Raw genomic sequence first — 21,302 nt, 5'->3', positions numbered from 1 at the left:
CAGGCCCGTTGGCACGGCCCCGCGAACCGTGCCACAACCGCTGGGATCGCCATGGGGAATGACCGATGATCGCCGCCCTGCTGTCCCTCGCGCTGCAATCCGCGCCGCTTGCGCGCCCCACCGATGCGGCGCCGTTCCGCGGCGAAGGGCAGATGCGGATGTTCGACATGATCTGCGGCCGCATCTTCCCCGATGACGAGCGTGTCGCCGCCGGCATGGCGAAAATCCCCGGCGCACGCCCGCTGACGCCCGATGAGCTGCGCACCTATCTGAAGAACGATCCCGGCCGCGGCTGGATCATGCCTGCGGGGACCAGCCGGATCGTGGTGACGATCGAGGCGCCGCCGATCCACTCCTGTGCGGTCCGCATCACCAATACCGATGGCGTGATCGACGAGGGCAAGTGGCAGCAACTGCTCGCCGCCGCACAGGCGCGCAGCGGCGGCGGGTTCGTGACGCTGCCGGTGCAGACCTTCGAGGTCGGCGACATCCGCTCGATGGCCAGCGGCGTGCAGAAACAGGGTGCCGGCGGCGCGGCGGAGGCGATCTACCTGATCCGCAGCACGCCGAAGAAGCCGGGCTTCGCGACCGAAATCCGCATGGTCCGCCAACTGGTTGCGCCGCAACGATAACGAGCAAGGCCGGTCGCCTCGGCCGATCCGGCCGTCTGCACATCGCCGGCGGCTTCACTTGCGCGAGAGAACAGAAGTGACTGTCACCCTCTACGGCATCCCCAATTGCGACACCGTCAAGAAAGCCCGCACCTGGCTGGCCGAGCACGACGTCGCGCACAGCTTCCACGACTATAAGAAGGCCGGTGTCGACGCGGGGGCACTCGACCAATGGATCGCGCAGGTCGGATGGGAGCCGCTGCTCAACCGCGCCGGCACCACCTTCCGCAAGCTGCCGGACGCCGACAAGGCGGGCATCGACGCGGCAAAGGCCCGCGCGCTGATGATCGCACACCCGTCCACGATCAAGCGCCCGGTGCTGGCCCACTGTGGCCGGATCGAGGTCGGGTTCAAGCCGGATCGCTACGCCGCGCTGTTCGCCTGACCCGCCTCCCCGTTGCCCCCTTCGACGTTGCCCGCTTCGACATTGACCCGGCGCGCGCCGAAACCTAGGAAATCCGCCCGTGCCCCCGTAGCTCAGCAGGATAGAGCGACGGTTTCCTAAACCGCAGGTCGTGAGTTCGAATCTCGCCGGGGGCACCATTTCGGTTCAAAACCACGAACGCCTAGCACCGCCGCCTCTACGCCAGAGGCGGCGGTCAAGGTTCTAAGCAGTTCGCTGCGCTGACCGCGGATGCGGACCTCGGTCTTACTGATCACTTCGACTCGTTGCGCAACGGCACGGATATGGTCGCGAGCGAACGACCCATCGTTGTTGCGCAGCTTCTTGCGGGCCGCCTTCGCGAAGGCCCGAAGACTTTCCGGTGTGATTGCCGGACCAATCTTTTCGATGTGCGATACCGCACGGTCAGCGTCGCCGCGCGCCTGATCCCGGGTTGCGGCCAGTTCGGCAATGCGGTCCTTGAGCGACGGGTCGCTCATATCGAGCACGCCATTCTCGATGGCCTCGTAGAGCCGCTTGAGCTTGGCTTCGGCTTCCGTCGCCCGGCGCTCAAGATCGGCAACGTGCAGTCGGCGCTGGGCGACCCAGTCGTCCCTGCGTTCGAGGATCTGGTCCATAAGCGCTTCCAGCCGCACCGGTTCAAGCAGCCGCTTCTCGATATGCGCGATGACGGCGTCGTTCAGCCGGTCCATGGGCACGGTGATGCCGGGGCAACCCTTCACGCCCTGTCGGGCCTTGGTCGCGCAGGTGTAGTACCGATATTCCTTGCCGGTGTTGCTGGTCCCGGTCCGCAGCGTCATCGCGCCGCCGCAGCAAGCGCAGAAGCAGATGCCTGTAAGCAGTGTAGGACCACCCACTGCCATCGGCGGCATCATCTTCGGGCTTCGCGCCTTCAGCGACCGCTGCACGGTTTCGAACTCAACCTCTGAGATGATAGCCGGCACTTCCATGATCGCATGCTCGCTCTCCGGCTTGGGCCGCCGGGTCTTGTGATCGCGCGTATTGAACCGGTGTTGGCCGATATAGGTCGTGCGGGTCAGTATTTGGTGAACAGCTCCCACACCCCATCGCCCACCATCACGGGTGCGGATGTTGTTCTCGTTGAGCCAGCTCGCAATCGCCTTGAGTCCCATCGGCCCGCGATCTTCAACCCCGTTCAACGCCATTCGGTAAATGCGCCGCACCGTTTCAGCCTGAATCGGATCGACTTCCAGCGCCTTTTTGATCTTTGCCCCGCGCTGCCCGGCTGCCACGATCCGGTAGCCGATCGGTGCCCGTGCGCCATTCCAGAAGCCCTGCCGGGCGTTCTCGTTCATGGCGCGCAGGGTGTGCTTGCCGTTCTCCTTCGACTGATACTCGTCGAACAGGGTCATGATCTGCCGCATCATGACACTCATCGGATCATCGCCAAGGTCCTGGGTGATCGAGACAAGCCTAACCCCGTTCTTGGCCAGCTTGCGGACATAGAACTCGAATTGGAACTGATCGCGGAAGAAGCGCGAGAAACTGTGAACGACGATCACGGTAAACGCAGGCGGCTTGCTCATCGCCGCTTCGATCATCGCCTGGAATGCAGGTCGGCGATCATCGGTGGCAGTGTTACCCGGTTCGACGAATGTGTCAGCAACCTCCCAGCCGCGTGACAGACAATAGCTTTCGATCTGACGACGCTGGTCAGGGATCGACAGGTCGCTTTCGGCCTGTTTGCTGGTCGAGACGCGCAGATAAAGCGCAGCGCGCGCGGTGGTGGCAACCGGCACCACCTCCTGATCCGGTCGGCGGGCCGTGCTGGTCATGGCTTACTACTCCTCAGATCACGGCAGCGGACCAAACAGCTTGTCGAGTTCGCTGCGCAAATGGCCTTCGATGACGCGCAGTTCAGCGTCGCTGATCGGAACCTGATCGGGCCAGTCATCTGAGACAGCGATCTCTGTGTCTGTCTTGCCGACATATGCGCGTTGCGGCGGTGCCTTAACATAATCATGCAGGTCACCAATGTCTTGCGACCATTTGCGTGGCGCGCGGATCCGGCGTTTGCGTGGCAGCGGCATGGGCCGATGCTGTCGCTGCATATCGCGTCGCGCAAACCCTGATTACCAGCGTAGTGCAGATACGTGCTCACGGCGCTTCCGGCGTAGCCGCCTCGAATCGTTGGAGCGCTTCATCGTCACTTGCCGCTGCCATCAGCGCCACCCAATCATCGGGCGGGTTGCCGCTGTCGAGCATCTTGCGGAACACAGCATAGGCATCAGACTTCGAGCCATAGGTCCGCAGGTTGTTCTCGTCATTCACCCAGGCGAACACGATCACCTTGGCGCTGCTGCTGTAGCGGAAGAACAATCGAAACCGCCCGCCGCCGAACTTGGCCCGGAACCAGTGTTTCCGCGCATCGCCGAGTGTGCCGCCTTGGCGGTATTCAGGACGGGTGGGATCCTGCGGGATCTTCTCGAACACCAACTGGCGCAGGGCAGCGAGCAGCTTCGCGTTGGCCGACTTGCGCCAGCCGCGCGGGTCTTTTGCTTGCGCCTTCTCGGCCGCCGCTGCCAACCTCTCGATCTGATCGAGGAACAGCGGATGGGCGAATAGCTGCCACCCGTTCACCTCCAGCATTACAGATCGACGTCGCCATCGATCGGCGCTTCGAGGTCAACCTTCACACCTTCGGTCAGCGCCGCAAGACGCTCGGCTAGTGCCGGCGTCAGCGCAGTGACCGCCTCGGGTCGCCGGGCAATGTCGTCGGCAAGGAACGCCAGGAACCGGTCAATGGCGGGGTCTTCGTTATCGACCTCCGCGCGGTGGACCGACACGCCGCGCTCGTCGACTCGGAACGCGATCTTGCCGCCATAATCGACGCCAAGTGCGGTCCGGACCGACTTCGGAACCGTGGTCTGGCCCTTGGCGGTGATGGTGCTGATCTCTTCAAGCATTGCGGACATGGCGGTCTCCTATACGCCTGCTGCTCGTAAGGAGATCGCATTACAAAGTCAAGAAGAGAGGAAGAGGGCGGCGGCTGTCGCCGTGACGGTTCGAGTGTCGGGAGAGAGGCTCTCGGCCGGGCCGTCGCGGAGACATGTCATGACACAAGTTCAAGTTCTCGACGCGAGCCCTGACCTGAGCGGTGGCTACAAGGTCGATGTCGGTCGCGGCCAGCGGGTAGGTCGGGTTTCGTCGGAATGGTTCAGTCGTCCCGCCGACGAGCGCTATCTGTCGCTCAATGCGCTGATGGCCTCGGTGAAGGGCCGGGCCGAGCGCAGCCGCACGCGCACGGTGGAAAGTGCCGCAGTGCGGGTCGAAGCCAGCCGCGACGATGCTGAACGGCTCGACCTGATCCTGCCTGGTGCCGAGCAACCGATCTCGCCAACGCATTGGAGCTTCGGACAGCTGGCAGCATTGGTCGGCGCGCCGGCGGCGTATCTGCGCCAGCTTCCGGCGCCGCTGGCAGGCATCAACCTGCAATATGGGCTTACCAACCGCCGCGCAGAGCAGGTCAAGACGCTGGAGACCGATGACGGCCGCATGGAACTGCGCGCGGTCACCGGTCCAGATTACGGCCGAATCTACGACCATGAGCTGGTCGCTGCCGTGCAGCGTATCGCTGGCAACGGCACGGGCGACACGCGTTGGAAGGTGCCGGGCGTGCTCGACTGGTCGACCGGCATCTACAATCCCATGGTCGATATCAGCGCCGATACGACCACGCTGTATGCGTCCGACCGCGACGTGTTCCTTTTCCTGGTCGACGACCTCAACCCGATTGAGGCGGGCAAGCTGCCAGACGGATCGCCCGACATCTACTTCCGAGGCTTTTATTGCTGGAACAGCGAGGTCGGCGCCAAAACACTCGGCATCGCCAGCTTCTACCTCCGTGCCGTCTGCCAGAACCGCAACCTCTGGGGCGTCGAGGACTTCGAAGAGATCAGCATCCGGCACAGCAAATACGCCGCTAACCGTTTTGCATATGAGGCGGCACCGGCGCTGACCCGGTTCGCGGATTCCTCGCCGCTGCCGTTCGTCAACGGCATCCGGCAAGCGCGCGAGCGCATCGTCGCGCGCTCGGATGAAGATCGGAGCGATTTCCTGCGCAAGCGGGGGTTCGGAAAGGCAGAGACCACCAAGATCATCGACACGGTTCTGGCCGAGGAAGGTCGCCCACCGGAGTCCGTGTTCGACTTCGTCCAAGGCATTACCGCCTTCGCGCGGGGCAAGGTGCAGCAGGACGCCCGGCTTGATCTCGAAGGTCGCGCCAAGAAGCTGTTCGACCGGGTGGCGGCATAGCTCTCTTTTTCAACGTCATCCCGGTTCGCGGCGTCGCTCTCTTCAGAGGAAGAGGGCGGCGCTTCGCTTCGTGACGGTTCGAGGTGTCGGGAGAGTGGCTCCCGGCCGGGCCGTCCGGAGAAGTGTCATGCCCAAGTCCAATCCCAATCCCAAGCTCGCGCTCAGCGTTTCACGCGACATCCCGTTCGACAAGCTGGTGCTGTCGCAGTCCAACGTCCGCCGGATCAAGGCAGGTGTCGGCATCGAGGACCTTTCCGAGGATATCGCCCGGCGCACGCTGTTGCAGTCGCTCACCGTCCGCGCCGTCGTCGATGCCGATGGCAACGAGACCGGCATGTTCGAGGTGCCATCGGGCGGTCGCCGCTACCGGGCGCTCGAACTGCTGGTGAAGCGCAAGCAGCTGCCGCGCAACGCGCCGGTGCCGTGCATTATCCGCACCGAGGGCGATGCCGAGGAAGACAGCCTGGCCGAGAACATCCAGCGCGCACCGCTGCATCCGCTCGACCAGTTCCGTGCATTTCTGGCGCTCCGCGAAAAGGGCCAGTCCGAGGAGGAGATTGCGGCGCATCAATTCGTGTCGGTCGCGGTGGTCAAGCAGCGACTGAAGCTCGCCAGCGTGTCGCCGAAGATCCTCGACGCCTATGCCGAGGATGAGATCACGCTCGACCAGCTGATGGCGTTCACGGTCAATGGCGACCATGAGCGTCAGGAGCAGGTCTTCGAACGGCTCGCCGGCTCCTACGACCGCCAGCCATACGCGATCCGCCGGATGCTGACCGAAGGCGCGGTGCGTGCCTGCGACAAGCGCGCCCGTTTCATCGACATCGATGCCTATATCGAGGCGGGCGGCGGCGTCATGCGCGACTTGTTCCAGGGTGACGACGGCGGCTGGCTGCAGGATGTCGGGCTGGTCGACTTGATGGTCTCCGAACGCCTGCGCGATGAGGCGATGAAGGTGCAAGCCGAAGGCTGGCGCTGGATCGATGCAGCGCCCGACTTTCCCTATGGCCATACCTATGGCCTTCGCCAGCTCCGGGGCACGCCGGTGGCGATCACCGCTGAAGAGCAGGCCACGCGCGATGCGCTCCAGGCCGAATACGATGGGCTGATTGCCGAGCACGAGGACTCGCCCGAGCTGCCCGACGAGGTCGACGAACGGCTGGGCGAGCTGGAAACCGCGATCGAAGCGCTCGATCAGAGGCCGCTGGCCTATGATGCCGATGAGGTTGCGCGGGCCGGTGCATTCATCAGCATCGCACCCGACGGTAGCCTGCGGATCGAGCGCGGGTTCGTTCGGCCCGAGGACGAACTGCCCGTCGAGCCCGAGCAAGGTGCTGTTGTGGAAGGGGACCAAGGCCATGCCGACAACGGCACCGACGATGGCGGCGATCAGGCCGGCATCGACAGCAATGTTGAGGTTGCGCCTGAGCCCGAGGAGGATGAAGGCCTCCGCCCGATTCCTGACCGGCTGATGTCCGAACTGACCGCGCACCGCACGATCGCCCTGCGCGATGCAGTGGCCCGGTCGCCGGAGGTGGCATTCCACGCCTGCCTCCATGCGATCGTGCTGCGGTTGTTCTACCGCTATGCGCTAGACAGCTGCCTCGAACTCGACGCCAAGCATGTCGGGTTTGGCCAGCAGGCACCTGGGCTTGGCGACACGGCGTCCGCACAGGCCATCGATGCGCGGCACCGGGCGCTTGCCGATCTGCTGCCCGCGCAACCCGAAGCACTGTGGGATGCCCTTGGCGACATGGACGGCGAACAGCAGAAGTCGCTGTTCGCCCACTGCGTCGCCTGCACGGTCAACGCCACGTTCGAGGCTTACAACCGCAGGCCGCGTGCGCTCGCCCACGCCGACAGCCTCGCGCAAGCGGTCGATCTAGACATGGCGGCAGCGGGTTGGGCTCCAACCGCGGACACATTCCTTAGCCGCGTGACCAAGGCGCGGATCGTTCAGGCAGTGGGCGAAGCAAAGGGCGAACAGGTGGCTGAGAGCATCGCGCATCTCAAGAAGCCGGACATGGCGGCACGGGCAGCTGTGCTGCTCGAAGGCAGCGGCTGGTTGCCCGAACCGCTGCGTACACCCGGTCGCGCACTGCCAGCGCCGACCGAAAGCGAGGTCGAGTCGCCCATTGATGAGGCCATGGTCGATGCCGATGCCATTGGCGAAGCGCAGCCGGCGGTAGACGACGGCGCACGGTCCGTGGCGGACGAAGCGCTGATCGACGACAATGCCGAGGCCGAGGGCGACACCCCCTTCGCCGTCGCCGCCGAGTAGGTCGCGCTCCCCAGACCCGCTCGCAACTGAGGGTCCGCCGTGCATCGGGGTCCCCGCGAAGCCTGCTTCGTGGGGATTGCTTGGGCGCGGCGGACCCTCTTCTTGTCTCAGGAGGATCAGATGCCAGATGCATCCGACCTTGCCCGGCAGCTTGCTCGCAATGCCGAGAGCGTCTGCCGCTACTATCTACCCCAAGGCCGCCGACAGGGCCGCTACTGGCTCATCGGCGATGTCGAAGGCACACCGGGGCGCAGCCTGTTCGTGCGACTGACCGGACCCGACGCCGGCAAGGGTGCTGCCGGCAAATGGACCGACGCGGCCACCGGCGAGCATGGCGATCTGCTCGACCTTATCGCCGCCAACCAGCGATTTGCATCTCTTGCCGACACGCTCGAGGAAGCGCGGCGCTTTCTGGCTCTGCCGCCGCCAGAACTAAAGGCATTTGAACCGCTGCCGCCCGTACCGACCGGATCGCCGGAAGCTGCACGACGGCTGTGGGCGATATCGCAGCCGATCCATGACACGCTTGCCGAGACGTATCTGCGCCAGCGAGGCATCATCGACCTGCGCGCGTGCGGCTCGCTACGGTTCCATCCCAACTGCTGGTATCGCGCCGACGAAGACGATCCGCCCGGCACGCCGAGCGCGTTCCCGGCATTGATTGCAGCAATCCGCTGTGATGACGGATCTTTGACCGGCATCCACCGCACCTGGCTCGATCCGAACGGCAGCGGAAAGGCATCCGTTGCTACTCCGCGTCGCGCCATGGGTCATCTCCTCGGCAACGGCTTGCGGTTCGGTCGGGCCGGATCAGTCCTGGTCGTCGGAGAGGGCATCGAAACGACACTGTCGCTCCGTCAGATCATGCCGACCATACCCATGATCGCCGGTCTTTCAGCGGGTCACCTGTCCGCGTTGCGAATCGCGCCATCGCTGCGCCGCCTCTACATTGCGCGCGATAACGATCCCGCTGGACAACATGCGGCTGACACGTTGGCCGAGCGCGCGATCGTGGCTGGTATCGAGCCGTTGATGCTGACTGCCACCCTTGGTGACTTCAATGACGATTTGCAGCGGCTTGGCCGGGACGAGATGCGGGCAGCGGTGCGAGTGCAGCTTGCCCCGGAGGATGCCGAACAGTTCATCGGCTGAGCATAGGCGGTGAGGTCTCTGCGCCCGAGCTATGTTCGTCATGATCCATCACTCCGGACAGAGCCGCGCCTCTGCCTTCGAGAGGGGCGAGAGAAGCGGAAGCCGACTGGGCCGGCAATGGCTGTGCGCGACTTTCTTCCCCGCCGCGACCACCCCACGCGTCAAGCCGCGCGGGGACCCCGGATCTGCGGCTCCTCGCGCGCCAAGAAAGTCGTGCTCGCCATCCTCCGCTGCGCTTCGGCCACATCGGTGCCGACCCGGTCCGCCCCCGCTCTTTGCTCGCCCATGAAGGCCGCGAGAGGCGCGGTCCGACAACGGAGCGCCCGTCATGACCGAGCACGACGAACCCCAGGAGCAATCCCCGACCGCCCATTTACTCGACGAACTGCAACTCTACGGCTTCCGCCCATTCCACGACGAACCCGATCCGCGACCATTACCCGAAGGCGACCGTGTCGCAGGTGCCGTTGCCGACATTTTCGACGCTCTGATCGGTACGCTAGCCGATACCCGGCTCGAACCCGATCTCGACGACTTGCTGTGGTCAACGGTCAATCTGTTCCACCGCGCCGCCGAACGCGTCGAACGCGAACTTGACGACAATGAGCAGGCACAGCGCCGATCGCAGCGCGACCAGGACGGCTCGGAGGTGGCATCGGTCGAATTGGAGCGATTGTTGGCCCAGGGTCTGACATTGATCGAACGGCGCAATGCCCATGAACTGATGCGCGATGCTGCCTGCGATCTCTATCGCACCCATACCGGTTCGGCTTGGCATCCGCGCCATGGCAGCCTCGTCAACCGCCGCGCGCTGACCGCAGCCATGGTCGACAGCCGCGACTTCATTGCCGCCCGCCGCCGAGCCGAAACCCAGGTCATGCTGCCTGCTGGCCCCAAGGTCGCATTTACCGGCGGCAAGGACTGCAATGACACCGACGCCATCTGGGCGGCACTGGACCGGGTCCGCGCAAAACACCCGAATATGGTTCTGCTGCACGGCGGCGCGCCATCAGGTGCTGAGCGTATTGCCGCCTGCTGGGCCGACAATCGCAAAGTCACGCAGGTGGCTTTCAAGCCTGACTGGTCTCGGCACGCCAAGGCGGCACCGTTCAAGCGCAACGATGCGATGCTCGATGTGCTGCCGATTGGGGTCGTGGTGTTCCCCGGCACTGGCATTCAGGACAACCTTGCCGACAAAGCCCGCAAGCTCGGCATCCCCGTGTTCGACTTCCGCAAGGGTTAGCCGCCGACCTGATCAATGGGCATTGCCTGATCGCTGGCAGGAGCACTGCTCCGATGGTCAACAGCGTGAGTGGCACGACAGCAAAACTCCGGCCGGAAAACCGACACTGCATCCCCTTCCGAAGCGGGAACGCCCCGCTCTCTCTGGCTTACCTCTGACCAATGCGCTGCCTTGTGACGATCAACCCGCAAGGGGTCCGCTAAGCACAGCTTGCGGCCTTCAGCTCCGCCTCCGGTGATCGCGGCCGCGCGTCGGTCGCCTGTGCGCCTGTCGAGCGGGGGCGGTCCCCGCTCCTGAGACAGGAGCAAAGATCATGTCGCTTCCCACCGCCCAAAAGTTCGCCTGGAGCCTCGCCAAGACGCTGATGACCTGCGTGGTGCTGATCCAGACCAGCGATGGTTACGCCGTCATGACCGATGCCGATTATGATGGCGATCCGATGCTGATCGTTCAGGTGTACGATCCGTACTAGGCGGGCAACTGCTTACAGGACTTCAGCCGCAGAGGAATGCTCACGTGCCCAGCAAAAGCCGACGTGAAGCATTCCTTTGGCCTAGAACGTTTTTGAAACGGTGTCGGCAATAGAAGCATTTTCGTTTGGCCCAGTTATAACGAACTCGTAGCCGCTCCAATTAACGGCGACGGCTTCGTGATGGAAAACGTGGGTTCTCCCACACGTCATATGCATCTGAAATTTGACCGTCGCTGTCCTCTTCTTCGTCCTGATCGGCATAAATGAGCAGCGTCATTATCCATCCGTCGTGCAAACGATAGGCTTGTTCCTGCAAGCTATGGTGACGGACTTCTCTCGCGATCGCCAGCCACACCCCGGCGTGAACGTCATCCCAATCAGATTGCTGATCACCGGCCAAGCGCGCGCTGAGCGAAGGCGTGGGCAGACTTGTCCCAACCCGGACATCGATGAAAGGAAAACGGTTGGGCTTGTATATCCGCCGGACGACGCCATCCTTTGAGATGATTACCGCGCAAACCGCATCTTGATGAAGAACATATTGGAGAGCGGTCGCTTCCTTGCTCATATTGTATCGCATAGCCAGCGTGAACACATGCTCTAGCGCTGGTGTCCCCAGATTGCGCATGTCGGGCTTGAAACGCGCAAGCGGCATCAGGATGCCCGCGCTGAACCGATTAGCCTCCATTTCCATCCGCCGCGCACGATTGTCGCGATCCGCCTCACGGATCGCCATATCTGCTTTCGAGCACGTAAACTGGCCAGTGGATGCGGGCTGGTGCGCGATGATCAGATAATGGCCAAGCTCGTGCCCGATCGTAAAGCGCTGACGCTGCGCGGTAGCTCTGCTGTTCACCAGAATGACACCGCTCGCGCGTTCAGGCTGTGTCACTAGCCCGCCCTCGAAGCTTGCCGTTTCCAAGCGATGAATATCGGTGATGCCGACTGCCACGGCGAGTTCCTCAATCGGAACAGGAATCTGCATTTCAGGCACTTGCCGCATGATCTCGGCAATGATCTTCTCCGGCGAACCGCAGTCCGCAAGTTCGACTCGGTCTATATCCATCCTACCCCCCGTCGCGCCGCTTTTGCATCCCTTTGATGATGTCCTCGATCAACTCGCGTTCTTTTGCATCAAGCGTTTTCAGGTCGCGATACATTACGAGCAATTGTTCATCGTCGTTGCCCTCATCTGGACCTTCTCCGACCAGGCTGGCAATCGAAACGCCGAAATGATCAGCTAGCTTCCGGACGAGCTCAATTGACGGATTCTTGGCCGTGCCCTTTTCCAGTTCCCAAACATGCGCCTTTGATGCCCCGATGGCGTCAGCGACATCCTGAAGTGACTGTCGCTTTGCCGTGCGAAGTTTCTGAAGCTTCGTCGCTAACGACATGTTTTGATCTCCTACCACTCAATATTTTATCCCGCTGTCCCTTTATGAATCAAGACTCGTTCGGTCAAACGAACATTTTCGTCCGACCAGTTGACCGCAAGCGATGTTCGATATATCTTACGATCTCGTAAGGACGAATCCGACAGGGAAGACGTATGATTTGCAATCCGCAGCACAGCGCACTCGCAAAGCTGGATCGTCAAACGAGCTGGTCACCGATGCGAACATTCAGTCGATTGCGACCAATGCAAATCGTTTGCCAGCGATCAGTTTAATCACACAATATCTCGAAGGACCAGATGATGCGCACTGCCCCAGCTAACGACGCCGATCTCGCTAAGGGGATTAGTGCGAGTCGCGAGCTACCTGACCCCGTACTTGGCGCACTATGGGACTCGATCGTCCTCGACCGGGAAATTAAACAACAGCTCCTCTCCCAGGCAATGCTGAATTTTACGATGCGCCCAAAGGTGCCGCGTACGGTTCTGCCGCTGCATGGGGTGATCCTGATGGTTGGGCCGCCCGGTACTGGGAAAACCTCGCTCGCCCGCGGCCTTGCCCATCGTACCGCGGAGTCGTTCAAGGGCGCGCCCTTCCGGCTGCTCGAAATCGAGCCCCACACGCTGACAAGCTCGGCCATGGGCAAGACGCAACGCGCTGTTTCCGAATTGTTCGCCCAGTCGATTTCGGAAGCAGCGATGCAAGGCCCAACAATCGTTCTGCTGGACGAAGTCGAAACCCTCGCTGTTGACCGGTCCAAACTTAGCATGGATGCCAATCCGGTCGATGTGCATCGCGCGACCGACGCTGTTCTCGTCCAATTAGACGCGCTCGCCGAGCGCCACAACAATCTACTTTTCATAGCGACGAGCAATTTCCCGCAAGCAATCGACAGCGCCTTCACCTCGCGCTGCGACCTGGTGCTCGAAATTCCGTTGCCCGATAAACATGCGTGCGAACTCATCCTGCGCGACTGTCTCAACGGACTGGCAAAGATTTACCCCGCGATCGGTGAACTCGCCTTACATCGCGACTTTTCGGCATGCGCTGCTGCGAGCGTAGGTCTCGACGGCCGCGCAATTCGCAAGATGGTTGCCAACGCCTTTGCCGCGTCCCCCGAGATCGCCATGCACCCTGAACGCCTGAACGTGACGCAACTGCTCGCCGCCGCAAAGGCGGCCAGCAAGGGGCGCGGTACGACTGAGTGGAGTGCTGCAAGATGAGCACCGTATTCCGCCGTACTTTCGCCAGTAGTCCCGCGCGCGACGCGCACGAGACATGGACGGCGATCGTCGATCTCCTGACCAGGGCATGCCCTGTCGCAGACCGCGAGGAACTGATCGCGGTGGCGGGAACCGCCGCAAGCACGATTTCTGATCAGGCTCCCCGGGATGTGCCGATCGTCGTGAGCTGCGACGGCCCGCGCACGCGGATCTATTGCCTCTACGACGAAGATGCCGTCGAGGGGTCTGACAGCAACGAAGATGTTCTGGGTTATGACCCCCTGAAGGGTGACTGGGCGATCTCGTTGCCTTGCCTCACCGACGATCTTGGCTGGGTTCAGTCCGCGCTGGCGCGCCACAGCAAGCGCATCACCGCCCGCGACGTCTCCGACGGTCTCTCCGCTGATGCGGGAACCAAAAGTGACGCGGCGGCTGGCCTCACCTTCGATCCAGCGGGGTTCCTAGGATCATGACGACGGTTTCAGCCTATTCCTACACGCACTCCACTACCTATGTGGCAGACAACATCCTGAAGAGCTTCAAGGATATCATCCGGCTGTCCGGACTCGATCCAACGAAGTTCGTCGATAATTGGGAGCTGCATCGCCGCGGCATCAAGGAATGGCTCGAGTCGGGCCATCTGACCTGCGTCGTCCTCGAGATATTCCACCCGCGAACCAACGCCCTGATCATTCGTTGGGACATCGACATTGCGTATGAATGGTCTAGCGGCGACGGCAATTTCTACACCGACACCGACCAGCTCCGCTACGCGATCCACAAGGCCGGAATCGCGCCGTCCGAAGCCAAATACGACATGCTCCTCAGGGTGAAGCCGGGGCATCCATCGGTGATGGGGTGGAGCGATGGCACCGGTCGCTCGACCGACGGCTTTGCCCGCCATGCGCTTGGCACCACTATCGAACATAGCGGGTTGGGAGCCAGCGCCGCATATTGGAGGCGTGCATGACGCTCACCGTCGACGAGGCATTTCGCAAGTTCAAGAGCCGGCTCGAGCTTAATACAAAGGAGCAGGCCGACGCGAGCAAGCGGCACACCGAAGTGCGCGAGTTCCTACGTACGCGCTTCACAATCGACCGCGATTTCCTCACGGGATCATACAAGCGCTGGACCAAGACCAAGCCACTCAAGGATATCGATATCTTCTTCGTGCTTGGCGAGGCAGAGCGAGACTACCGCGACAAGAGTCCCGACACCGTCATCGACGATTTTCACGCTGCACTTATCGATAAATATGGCGAGACCGCGGTCCGCAAGCAGGGGCGATCAGTTTGCGTCTCGTTCGGGGTCGTGCCCGACCAGGATGACAACACCGACTATCAGGTGCTGAGCATCGACGTCGTCCCGGCCTTTGCCGATGGCGACAACTACGAAATTCCTGATCGCGACTTGGGTGAATGGATTAAGACCAATCCCGAAATCCATGCCGACAAGGCAACAGCGGCGCACCAGGCCTTTTCCAGCGAGTGGAAGGGGTTGGTCCGCATGGTCAAATATTGGAACAACAATCGCCGGCATGGCGAGAAGCCGGTCAAGCCGTCCTTCCTCATCGAGGTGATGGCACTCGAATGCCTTTACGGGGGCTGGCATGGCCGCTTCGATTACGAGATTCAGTCCTTCTTCGCCACGTTGGCCGACAGGATCCTTGACCAATGGCCCGATCCCGCAGGGTTGGGTCCGCCGGTCAGCAACGGGATGGACGCGGCGCGCAAGGCGCGCGCACGCACGCTGCTTCAGGCGGCGAGCAAGGAAGCGAGTGCGGCGATTGACCATGCCCGGCGCGGGCGGAATGGCGAGGCGCTCAAGGCGTGGCGCGCTTTGTTCGGCCCGAAGTTTCCGCTGTCATGAGCGATTGGTCCCTCTCGACCATCCTCGCCACGCTGCACGAGGACATCCAGCACCGGCTGCGTTCGGTACGGGCAACACTTGCCCATCCCGGCACCAAGGGAGATGGTAGCGAGAATGTTTGGCTGGATCTGCTCGGGACCTACCTCCCGCAACGCTATCAGGTCGCCAAGGCCTTCGTTGTGGATAGCCATGGAAATTTCAGCCAACAGATCGACCTTGTGGTGTTCGATCGCCAGTACACGCCGTTCATCTTCAAGATCGAGGGACAGACAGTAGTACCCGCCGAGAGTATTTATGCGGTCTTCGAGGCAAAGCAGACCCTTGATGCGGGCATGATTTCCTATGCGCAGGAAAAGGTCGCTAGCGTGCGTAGGCTAGATCGCACAAGTCTGCCGATCCCGCACGCGGGTGGCACCTACGCTCCCAAGCCGCCAATACGCGTTCTTGGCGGCATATTGAGCTTTGAGAGCGAGTGGTCACCGCCGCTCGGCGAACCGTTACGCAAAGCCCTGACCGCCAATCTTGACGAAGGTGTGCTCGATATTGGCTGCGTCGCTGCCCATGGCCACATGTTCCGTCGCGATGACCATTTCGAATTGGTCGAAGCGGGGAAGCCTGCCACTGCCTTTCTGTTCAAGCTCATCGCTATGCTGCAATTCAGTGGTACGGTGCCGATGATCGATATCGAAGCCTATGCCCGCTGGCTGGCCGATTAGCAGCGCCCATGCCGCGTAATCTCATCCTGCTGCTCGATGGCACCAGTAACGAGGTCAAGGACAACCTGACCAATGTCGTGAAGCTGTATCGCTGCGCAGAACGCAGCGACAATCAGCGCGTTTTTTATCATCCCGGAATCGGCACTGTGCCGCTGACCACCGATTGGAGCCCTGCCACGCAAAGCGCGATCGCGGCCTTTGGCCTCGCGACCGGTTGGGGCCTCGACGCCAATATCCTCGCTGCCTATTGCTATTTGATCGACACATATCAGGAAGGCGATCGGATCTTCCTCTTTGGCTTCAGCCGCGGCGCCTATACCGCCCGTGCGGTCGCCGGGCTGATCCATTTGGTCGGTTTGGTCGATCCCGATCAGCGCAATCTCGCTGAATACGCGCTCAAAGCCTATAAACGTTCTGATCGGGAAGACCGGCTCGACATTGCTTGGCAGTTTCGCCGCGTAATTGGCGGACGCCGAGTGCCGATCCATTTCCTGGGGGTCTGGGACACGGTCGCCTCGGTGTTCGTGCGCCCAGGATTGCTGCGCCTTCCTAGCCAATCCTTCCTGCCTTACACCAAGTCTAATCCAAGTGTCCGCGTCTTCCGGCAGGCAGCGGCGATCGATGAACGTCGCAGGATGTTCCGGCTCTACAATTGGACGCCGAGCCAGAACTTCAAACCCGATCCGTTCGCTGCCGCCGAGGGCGTGCAGGACCAGCAAACCGTCTGGTTCGCCGGGGATCACTGTGATGTCGGCGGCGGCTGGGCCGAGACCGAAAGCCAGATCGCCAAGTTTCCCCTCATCTGGATGGCCCGGGAAGCCCAAAGGCACGGCCTTGAACTCGATGAGTCCATGTTCGATCACCTTGCCGAAGGCGCCCCCCTGCCTGGCGGCAAGAGGATGTATGTCGCGCCGGATGCGAACGGCCCGATCCATAACTCCATGACCGCCGCTTGGTGGCCGCTTGAATATCTTCCTAAGAATCGCAGATGGAAACGCTTCCCCGAAAGGGCAGTAACTGGCGGCTATTACCTTCCTCGCGCGGAGCCACGCAGAATTCCTGACGGCGCTTTGGTTCATTATTCAGTGATCGAGCGGATGGCCATGGGCTACAAGCCGGTCAACCTGCCCGCCGATTTCACGACTGCGCCACCAGCTCCAACCTCACCCGCTCCGACTGGAAGTGGCACATGATCGACCATCTTGAAATTGCGCAATCGGGATTTTTCCACCAGCGCAGGCGCCGGTTATCGAACGATGCAATCAACCGGCTCTTCACAACAATGCGCGCACAGGCGCGCCAACCCTCGCGCAATCTTTTCCGAGCCGATCGGGTCGCGCTCGGCGACGCCCGTTATTCGGCAATCTGCTTCTCGCACGAACGCGATGTGTCGTTCCTTGCCCCGGAAGCCAATGTTGTCGAGCGGGTATATGGCTTTGCGCTAATCGTCGAGCATGGCCCGTACATTGCCGTGTTCAAATCCGGTCTCGACCTGCCCTCGGCGTTCAAGACCGCCTATCTCGGCAAGATCGCCAATGAGCGGATCGAGCGCGCAATCGCCAGGCAGGACGCGGTGTTCGAAAAGCTTCGTCTGCGCAACATGTCGATTTCGCCGCTTGCCTTGCGGTCAAAATCGCTAGAGGCGCGCGACCTCGAGAACGCAGTAGCGACCAGCAGTGCTAGCCGCTTCATTCCCCAGGCCTATAGCGTCCGGCGTGACGACGGCGTGTATTCTGCCACACCGACCACCGGCCGGATTTCACTGCGCGCCGATCGCGCCGGAGTTGAAGAGACCGTCGCCTGGGCCGTCCAGATTTCGGAGCTGCTCCAAGCCGACGCCGGAGTAGTTGCTGGTTTTATCCGCAATTTTGCGCGCCCTATTGAACTGACCGCGCTGCCGACCGATGTCCGACCGACATTTGTAGGTATCGACACGATAGGCCTGGCCGACGCACTATACACCGCCGAGAACGGGATCCGCCTGATCCGTGAAAGCGCGAATGGGGTTGAGGAATTGCCACAGCCCGAAGCCGGAGCCGTACTAGCGACGCTTGAACCAGCTTTTCCGGTGGTCCGCCGTCGCAGCATTTACGAGGTCCGCGACGACGATGGACACACTCCGATTGCCTCGCTGCGTATTGGCGCAACGCGGATCGCGTTACGGGGCCTCGATCTCCCATTGATCGCCGACATCTCAGTAGAGAGGCGTAGCCAGCCCCTTGGCGAGGACGCTGATGCAGTGCCGCTATCGCGATACCTTGACCGGGAAAATCTGTTCACGGTCCTCTTCAGCGACCTTGCCCTTGCTTATATCGACGGAGCACTTTTCCGAGACGAGGCGCTGGCTGGCGGCGCGACCTCGCTGCTCGCGCATCTCCGGGTCGACGCATCGCTTGCCCAAACCACCAGCGAAAAGGGCGCGTTCGAGGTTGGTCAAGTCGAGTTTGCGCAAGGCTGCGTGTTCCGCTCGGTGGTCGATACGATCGCGGACGGGGACGACGTGCTGCTCTGCGATGATCTCGGTGACGAATGGGCAGACTTTATTGGGGTCAGTACGCAAAGCAACCCAACCATGATCAGCTTCTACCATGCGAAGCACGGCAACCAGTCGCTCAGCGCGTCGGCCTTTCACGAATCGGTCGGCCAAGCGATTAAGAACCTTGGCCGGATGAGCCTGCCCGCCGATATGCTCCCCAACAAGTTGGCTGGCTGGGACGACCGGTATCGCAACAACGGCGTCCAAACCGACATTGCCCGAATAATCCGCGGTGGTACCCCGAATGAGATTTCTGGGAAGCTCGACGCGGTGCGCGCCGCTCCGGATGTGCTCCAGCGGGTGTTCATCGTGACGTCCTCGCTCAGCCGCGCGCAGGTCGAAGGCGTCCTGGCCGCAGTCGCGCAGGGCACAGCGCCTACACCACACTTCGTCCAACTTTATTGGCTATTGATGAGCTACTTCTCGGCCTGTGTTGAGATGGGCGTCCGGGGATATGTGGTGTGCCGCCCGTAGACGGGGCGACGACGACCTTCGCATGCTCTTAATAGACATTGGTGTTTCCAACCTCAGCTCGGATCGGTGTCTTGTTACTTGTCTAAATGACAGATTGGCCGATCTGATGACGTCATCTCGGTTGCCCGCGAAGTTCACCATTACGCGTCGGCTTGGCGATCAATGTGATCGAATGGTGGATATCCGAGCCGCTGCTTTTGCGCAGTGTTTTCCAGCATTAATCTCTCTTTTGGCGTCCCACCTAAAAGCGATCTCTTCACGGGTTTGATCTGGCCAGGACCGGCTTCGCCTCGTCCACCTAGCCGCAACGGCGGGCTTGCAACTTTCTTCCCCTGACCTTCGGTCATTCCTCGCGAGACAAGAAACTCGCCACCCACCGCCCTCCGCTGATGCTGCGGCCGCAAGCGGTGCGGCGGCGTCCGTCCCGGCCTTTGGATCACCCATCGAGACCGCAATCGGGCGGTTCGATCCAAGGAAAGGAACTTCATCATGGCAACCATCGGCACCTTCAAGAAGACGGCTTCCGGCGAATACACCGGCGAAATCGTCACCCTCTCGGTTCAGGCCAAGGGCGTCCGCATCATCCCGCAGGACACCCGCACCAACGACAACGCGCCATCGCACCGGGTTCTGGTCAACCGCGCCGAGATCGGTGCCGCCTGGAGCAAGACCTCGAACGAAGGCCGCGACTATCTCGCAGTCAAGCTCGACGATCCCAGCTTCAACGCCCCGATCTACGCCAACCTCTTCGATGATGAGGGCGGCGAGACCTTCAGCCTCATCTGGTCGCGCCCAAACGGTCGCCGCAGCGACGGTTGATCCGGCCATACGCCCCGCCCGGTCCACCGGGCGGGGCTCTTCGCTTTCTGAAGGGCGCACATCGGATCAAACCGCGACGGGCGTTATTCCCCGTCACGATCGGGCCGGCGAAGCAAGTCGGCAGCTTCAAGCCCCAGTTCGCGTGCCAGTCGGTCGACCACGTCGATCCCCGCCGAATAAACGCACCGTTCGAGCGCGCTGATGTAGGTTCGGTCGATTTCCGCCCGATGCGCCAACTCTTCCTGCGACAGGCCAGCGACTCGGCGAGCGCGGCGCAAGTTTGCGGCCAAAACCTCTCGTATTTCCATGGATACGAAAGGCAATCATTGCAGAGGATTCAACCACGGAGTATTCTCTACAAAGAGAATCTAAGGAGGTCATGTCGGTGAAATGCACTGGCAAATTGACACCGCGTTCGGCTTCGCACCAAAGGAGCGCCGTCCGGATTTTGATCTTGACGCTGCAAAAGGTGCGTTCAGCTATGCATGACTTGCAAGTATTTTCCGGCGGTAGTTCTGTTATTGCAGTCGCGGGCAAGAGGGGGAATTCGTTGCCATGAGCTGCCGCTTCGACGACGTTGCGCCTGAGCTTCCGGCGATCACGCCCTATGACGAGGCGCACCTCACAGACTATCTGCGATTGCTCGACGCTGACGCCGACGGAGCCGATTGGCGAGAGGCGGCCGCAGTCATTTTCGACATCGATCCAGGCCTCGAACCCGAGCGCGCCGAGCGGATGCACGCCAGTCACCTGGCCCGCGCGCGGTGGATGACCGAGGTCGGATACGCCCATCTACTGGCACGTGAGGGCGAGCTAAAGCATTAACGTTACAATCCATTTTGGCGAAACGTCAGCGCATCGCGTGCATGGCAGCATGCAGCTTTGACGCTTTTCGATACGCAAACGCATTGCCACGCTCTGGTCCGCGGGCCGCGATGGTCGCGGCCAGGAGACTGTCATGCCTGGGTCGTCGAACAAGCGTACCAATGGCAGTGAGAAGGCGGCCGAGACGCTCGGTCGCGCCGAACTCGCCGCCGAATTTCTGAAGCGCAACCGCAGCTACCGCGCCGAACATGCGCAGATGGAGCAGCGGATCGCGCGAAGTGGAATTTCACGCCAAGCCGCTGAAGCCGCATTCGCGCGGCGCTGGGGGTTGTCCTTTCGCCTATGCGCCGGCCGAGCTTGCCGACACAGTGATCTGGCGGCCCGAGCTGACCGCCGTCACCGTCATTCTTGATGCTGCGCCGGACGGATTTGGCAATGCCAAAGCTGTTGATCCGCTGAAGCTGGGCGCGCTGCTAGCCGATCAGGCCGGGGTCGAGGGCCGGCACGTCGTGGTGGCTGACCGGGACGGCGCACATTCGCTCTGGCTGCGCGATCCGACGCCTGGTCAGCCGCTGGCGGCGATCATCCCACTCGACAAGGATTTCACGACGCGGGTGACGAGCCTGCTGCGCTTCCATCGCCGATTGTTCGGCAAGCAATCGGGGCCGCCAGCACGCGGATGGCCGCTTACCCGCTACTGGCAAGCACGCCTGGCCATGATGCTTCAGGCGCTCGATTTGCGCATGTCAGGGGCGAGCTATCGCCAGATTGCCGCCGCTATGGGCCGCGAAGATGACGCCGAACTGCCAGCGACCGAATGGAAGACATCGGCTGGGCGGTCGTTCGCAATCCGGCTCGTCCGCGACGCCACAGCGCTGATGAACGGCGACTATCGCAAGCTGCTGCGTATCCGCTGAACCGGCTTTCGCGGGTCTCGGGCAGGGGTGGT

General features: G+C 61.9%; 25 protein-coding genes and 1 tRNA gene. 19 read left to right on the top strand and 7 right to left on the bottom strand.

Translation table 11 applies throughout. The features are described from left to right. Positions 1–65 precede the first annotated feature (65 nt). The 3 genes from J2Y58_RS03580 (at position 66) to J2Y58_RS03570 (ending at position 1,214) form a co-directional block, all read left to right on the top strand. Entirely contained in the window at positions 66–632 is a 567-nt protein-coding gene (locus J2Y58_RS03580) for a hypothetical protein (protein ID WP_310098759.1), read from the top strand. A gap of 76 nt (positions 633–708) precedes the next feature. Beyond that, entirely contained in the window at positions 709–1,056 is a 348-nt protein-coding gene (locus J2Y58_RS03575) for an ArsC family reductase (RefSeq protein ID WP_310098756.1), read from the top strand. An 81-nt stretch (positions 1,057–1,137) separates the two neighbouring features. Further along, positions 1,138–1,214: transfer RNA gene (locus J2Y58_RS03570), tRNA-Arg, on the top strand. On the opposite strand, the gene J2Y58_RS03565 is transcribed toward J2Y58_RS03570, so the two are convergent. The 4 genes from J2Y58_RS03565 to J2Y58_RS03550 all read right to left on the bottom strand — a co-directional run bounded on the left by J2Y58_RS03565 (position 1,173) and on the right by J2Y58_RS03550 (position 4,001). Continuing rightward, positions 1,173–2,870 (bottom strand): recombinase family protein, encoded by a 1,698-nt coding sequence (locus J2Y58_RS03565; protein ID WP_310099593.1) that lies wholly within the window; start codon positions 2,868–2,870, stop codon positions 1,173–1,175. The two genes, J2Y58_RS03570 and J2Y58_RS03565, sit on opposite strands and share 42 nt — an antisense overlap. Before the next feature lie 18 nt (positions 2,871–2,888). After that, a complete protein-coding gene (locus J2Y58_RS03560) occupies positions 2,889–3,125 on the bottom strand; it encodes a hypothetical protein (RefSeq protein ID WP_188082514.1) in 237 nt (78 codons plus the stop codon). Between the two features lie 67 nt (positions 3,126–3,192). Further along, positions 3,193–3,681 (bottom strand): type II toxin-antitoxin system YhaV family toxin, encoded by a 489-nt coding sequence (locus J2Y58_RS03555; RefSeq protein ID WP_272916647.1) that lies wholly within the window; start codon positions 3,679–3,681, stop codon positions 3,193–3,195. Positions 3,682–3,683: 2 nt separating this feature from the next. After that, positions 3,684–4,001, bottom strand: a complete 318-nt coding sequence (locus J2Y58_RS03550) for a type II toxin-antitoxin system PrlF family antitoxin (RefSeq protein ID WP_310098752.1) — start codon at positions 3,999–4,001, stop codon at positions 3,684–3,686. 148 nt (positions 4,002–4,149) lie between these two features. Here J2Y58_RS03550 and J2Y58_RS03545 point away from each other — a divergent pair, with 148 nt between their 5' ends. The 5 genes from J2Y58_RS03545 to J2Y58_RS03525 all read left to right on the top strand — a co-directional run bounded on the left by J2Y58_RS03545 (position 4,150) and on the right by J2Y58_RS03525 (position 10,497). Continuing rightward, the gene (locus J2Y58_RS03545; RefSeq protein ID WP_188082501.1) at positions 4,150–5,349 is read left to right on the top strand and encodes a DUF932 domain-containing protein; all 1,200 of its coding nucleotides are present in this window, start codon (positions 4,150–4,152) and stop codon (positions 5,347–5,349) included. Between the two features lie 127 nt (positions 5,350–5,476). After that, a complete protein-coding gene (locus tag J2Y58_RS03540) occupies positions 5,477–7,630 on the top strand; it encodes a ParB/RepB/Spo0J family partition protein (RefSeq protein WP_405053066.1) in 2,154 nt (717 codons plus the stop codon). A 120-nt stretch (positions 7,631–7,750) separates the two neighbouring features. Continuing rightward, positions 7,751–8,782: a toprim domain-containing protein gene (locus J2Y58_RS03535; protein ID WP_160984561.1), complete on the top strand. Its 1,032-nt coding sequence runs from the start codon at positions 7,751–7,753 to the stop codon at positions 8,780–8,782. 328 nt (positions 8,783–9,110) lie between these two features. Beyond that, the gene (locus J2Y58_RS03530) at positions 9,111–10,025 is read left to right on the top strand and encodes a DUF2493 domain-containing protein (protein ID WP_160984560.1); all 915 of its coding nucleotides are present in this window, start codon (positions 9,111–9,113) and stop codon (positions 10,023–10,025) included. Positions 10,026–10,338: 313 nt separating this feature from the next. After that, positions 10,339–10,497, top strand: a complete 159-nt coding sequence (locus J2Y58_RS03525; RefSeq protein WP_188082358.1) for a hypothetical protein — start codon at positions 10,339–10,341, stop codon at positions 10,495–10,497. A 160-nt stretch (positions 10,498–10,657) separates the two neighbouring features. On the opposite strand, the gene J2Y58_RS03520 is transcribed toward J2Y58_RS03525, so the two are convergent. Next, entirely contained in the window at positions 10,658–11,563 is a 906-nt protein-coding gene (locus J2Y58_RS03520; protein ID WP_160984559.1) for an ImmA/IrrE family metallo-endopeptidase, read from the bottom strand. A gap of 1 nt (position 11,564) precedes the next feature. Further along, positions 11,565–11,891 carry a helix-turn-helix domain-containing protein gene (locus J2Y58_RS03515; protein WP_160984558.1) on the bottom strand — a complete coding sequence of 109 codons (327 nt, stop codon included), beginning with the start codon at positions 11,889–11,891 and terminating at the stop codon, positions 11,565–11,567. Between the two features lie 299 nt (positions 11,892–12,190). Between J2Y58_RS03515 and J2Y58_RS03510 the strand changes: the two genes are divergently transcribed. The 8 genes from J2Y58_RS03510 to J2Y58_RS03475 all read left to right on the top strand — a co-directional run bounded on the left by J2Y58_RS03510 (position 12,191) and on the right by J2Y58_RS03475 (position 19,528). Continuing rightward, on the top strand, positions 12,191–13,114 hold the full coding sequence (locus tag J2Y58_RS03510; RefSeq protein WP_237449535.1) for an AAA family ATPase: 924 nt from the start codon (positions 12,191–12,193) through the stop codon (positions 13,112–13,114). Beyond that, positions 13,111–13,587 (top strand): hypothetical protein, encoded by a 477-nt coding sequence (locus J2Y58_RS03505; protein ID WP_160984557.1) that lies wholly within the window; start codon positions 13,111–13,113, stop codon positions 13,585–13,587. Before J2Y58_RS03510 ends, J2Y58_RS03505 begins: the two co-directional genes overlap by 4 nt. Further along, a complete protein-coding gene (locus tag J2Y58_RS03500) occupies positions 13,584–14,084 on the top strand; it encodes an HORMA domain containing protein (RefSeq protein WP_160984556.1) in 501 nt (166 codons plus the stop codon). Before J2Y58_RS03505 ends, J2Y58_RS03500 begins: the two co-directional genes overlap by 4 nt. Next, positions 14,081–14,983, top strand: a complete 903-nt coding sequence (locus J2Y58_RS03495; protein ID WP_160984555.1) for a CBASS oligonucleotide cyclase — start codon at positions 14,081–14,083, stop codon at positions 14,981–14,983. Before J2Y58_RS03500 ends, J2Y58_RS03495 begins: the two co-directional genes overlap by 4 nt. Then, positions 14,980–15,699: a DUF6602 domain-containing protein gene (locus J2Y58_RS03490; protein ID WP_160984857.1), complete on the top strand. Its 720-nt coding sequence runs from the start codon at positions 14,980–14,982 to the stop codon at positions 15,697–15,699. Before J2Y58_RS03495 ends, J2Y58_RS03490 begins: the two co-directional genes overlap by 4 nt. Positions 15,700–15,707: 8 nt before the next feature. Further along, positions 15,708–16,892, top strand: a complete 1,185-nt coding sequence (locus tag J2Y58_RS03485; RefSeq protein ID WP_160984554.1) for a DUF2235 domain-containing protein — start codon at positions 15,708–15,710, stop codon at positions 16,890–16,892. After that, positions 16,889–18,709, top strand: a complete 1,821-nt coding sequence (locus tag J2Y58_RS03480) for a hypothetical protein (RefSeq protein WP_202408032.1) — start codon at positions 16,889–16,891, stop codon at positions 18,707–18,709. The genes J2Y58_RS03485 and J2Y58_RS03480 overlap by 4 nt, the downstream gene beginning before the upstream one ends. Before the next feature lie 489 nt (positions 18,710–19,198). Further along, on the top strand, positions 19,199–19,528 hold the full coding sequence (locus tag J2Y58_RS03475; protein ID WP_160984553.1) for a DUF736 domain-containing protein: 330 nt from the start codon (positions 19,199–19,201) through the stop codon (positions 19,526–19,528). Positions 19,529–19,611: 83 nt separating this feature from the next. On the opposite strand, the gene J2Y58_RS03470 is transcribed toward J2Y58_RS03475, so the two are convergent. Beyond that, the gene (locus J2Y58_RS03470; RefSeq protein WP_160984552.1) at positions 19,612–19,836 is read right to left on the bottom strand and encodes a helix-turn-helix domain-containing protein; all 225 of its coding nucleotides are present in this window, start codon (positions 19,834–19,836) and stop codon (positions 19,612–19,614) included. 247 nt (positions 19,837–20,083) lie between these two features. Here J2Y58_RS03470 and J2Y58_RS03465 point away from each other — a divergent pair, with 247 nt between their 5' ends. The 3 genes from J2Y58_RS03465 to J2Y58_RS03455 all read left to right on the top strand — a co-directional run bounded on the left by J2Y58_RS03465 (position 20,084) and on the right by J2Y58_RS03455 (position 21,270). Further along, entirely contained in the window at positions 20,084–20,353 is a 270-nt protein-coding gene (locus tag J2Y58_RS03465; protein WP_160984551.1) for a DNA -binding domain-containing protein, read from the top strand. 133 nt (positions 20,354–20,486) lie between these two features. Next, positions 20,487–20,765, top strand: a complete 279-nt coding sequence (locus J2Y58_RS03460) for a transcriptional regulator domain-containing protein (RefSeq protein ID WP_160984550.1) — start codon at positions 20,487–20,489, stop codon at positions 20,763–20,765. Then, the gene (locus J2Y58_RS03455) at positions 20,722–21,270 is read left to right on the top strand and encodes a DUF2285 domain-containing protein (protein WP_310098717.1); all 549 of its coding nucleotides are present in this window, start codon (positions 20,722–20,724) and stop codon (positions 21,268–21,270) included. The genes J2Y58_RS03460 and J2Y58_RS03455 overlap by 44 nt, the downstream gene beginning before the upstream one ends. The last annotated feature ends 32 nt before the right edge of the window (positions 21,271–21,302 follow it).

The organism is Sphingomonas sp. BE138 (assembly GCF_031456125.1).
GTDB lineage: Bacteria > Pseudomonadota > Alphaproteobacteria > Sphingomonadales > Sphingomonadaceae > Sphingomonas.
This window is presented reverse-complemented; position numbering and strand designations above follow the sequence as displayed.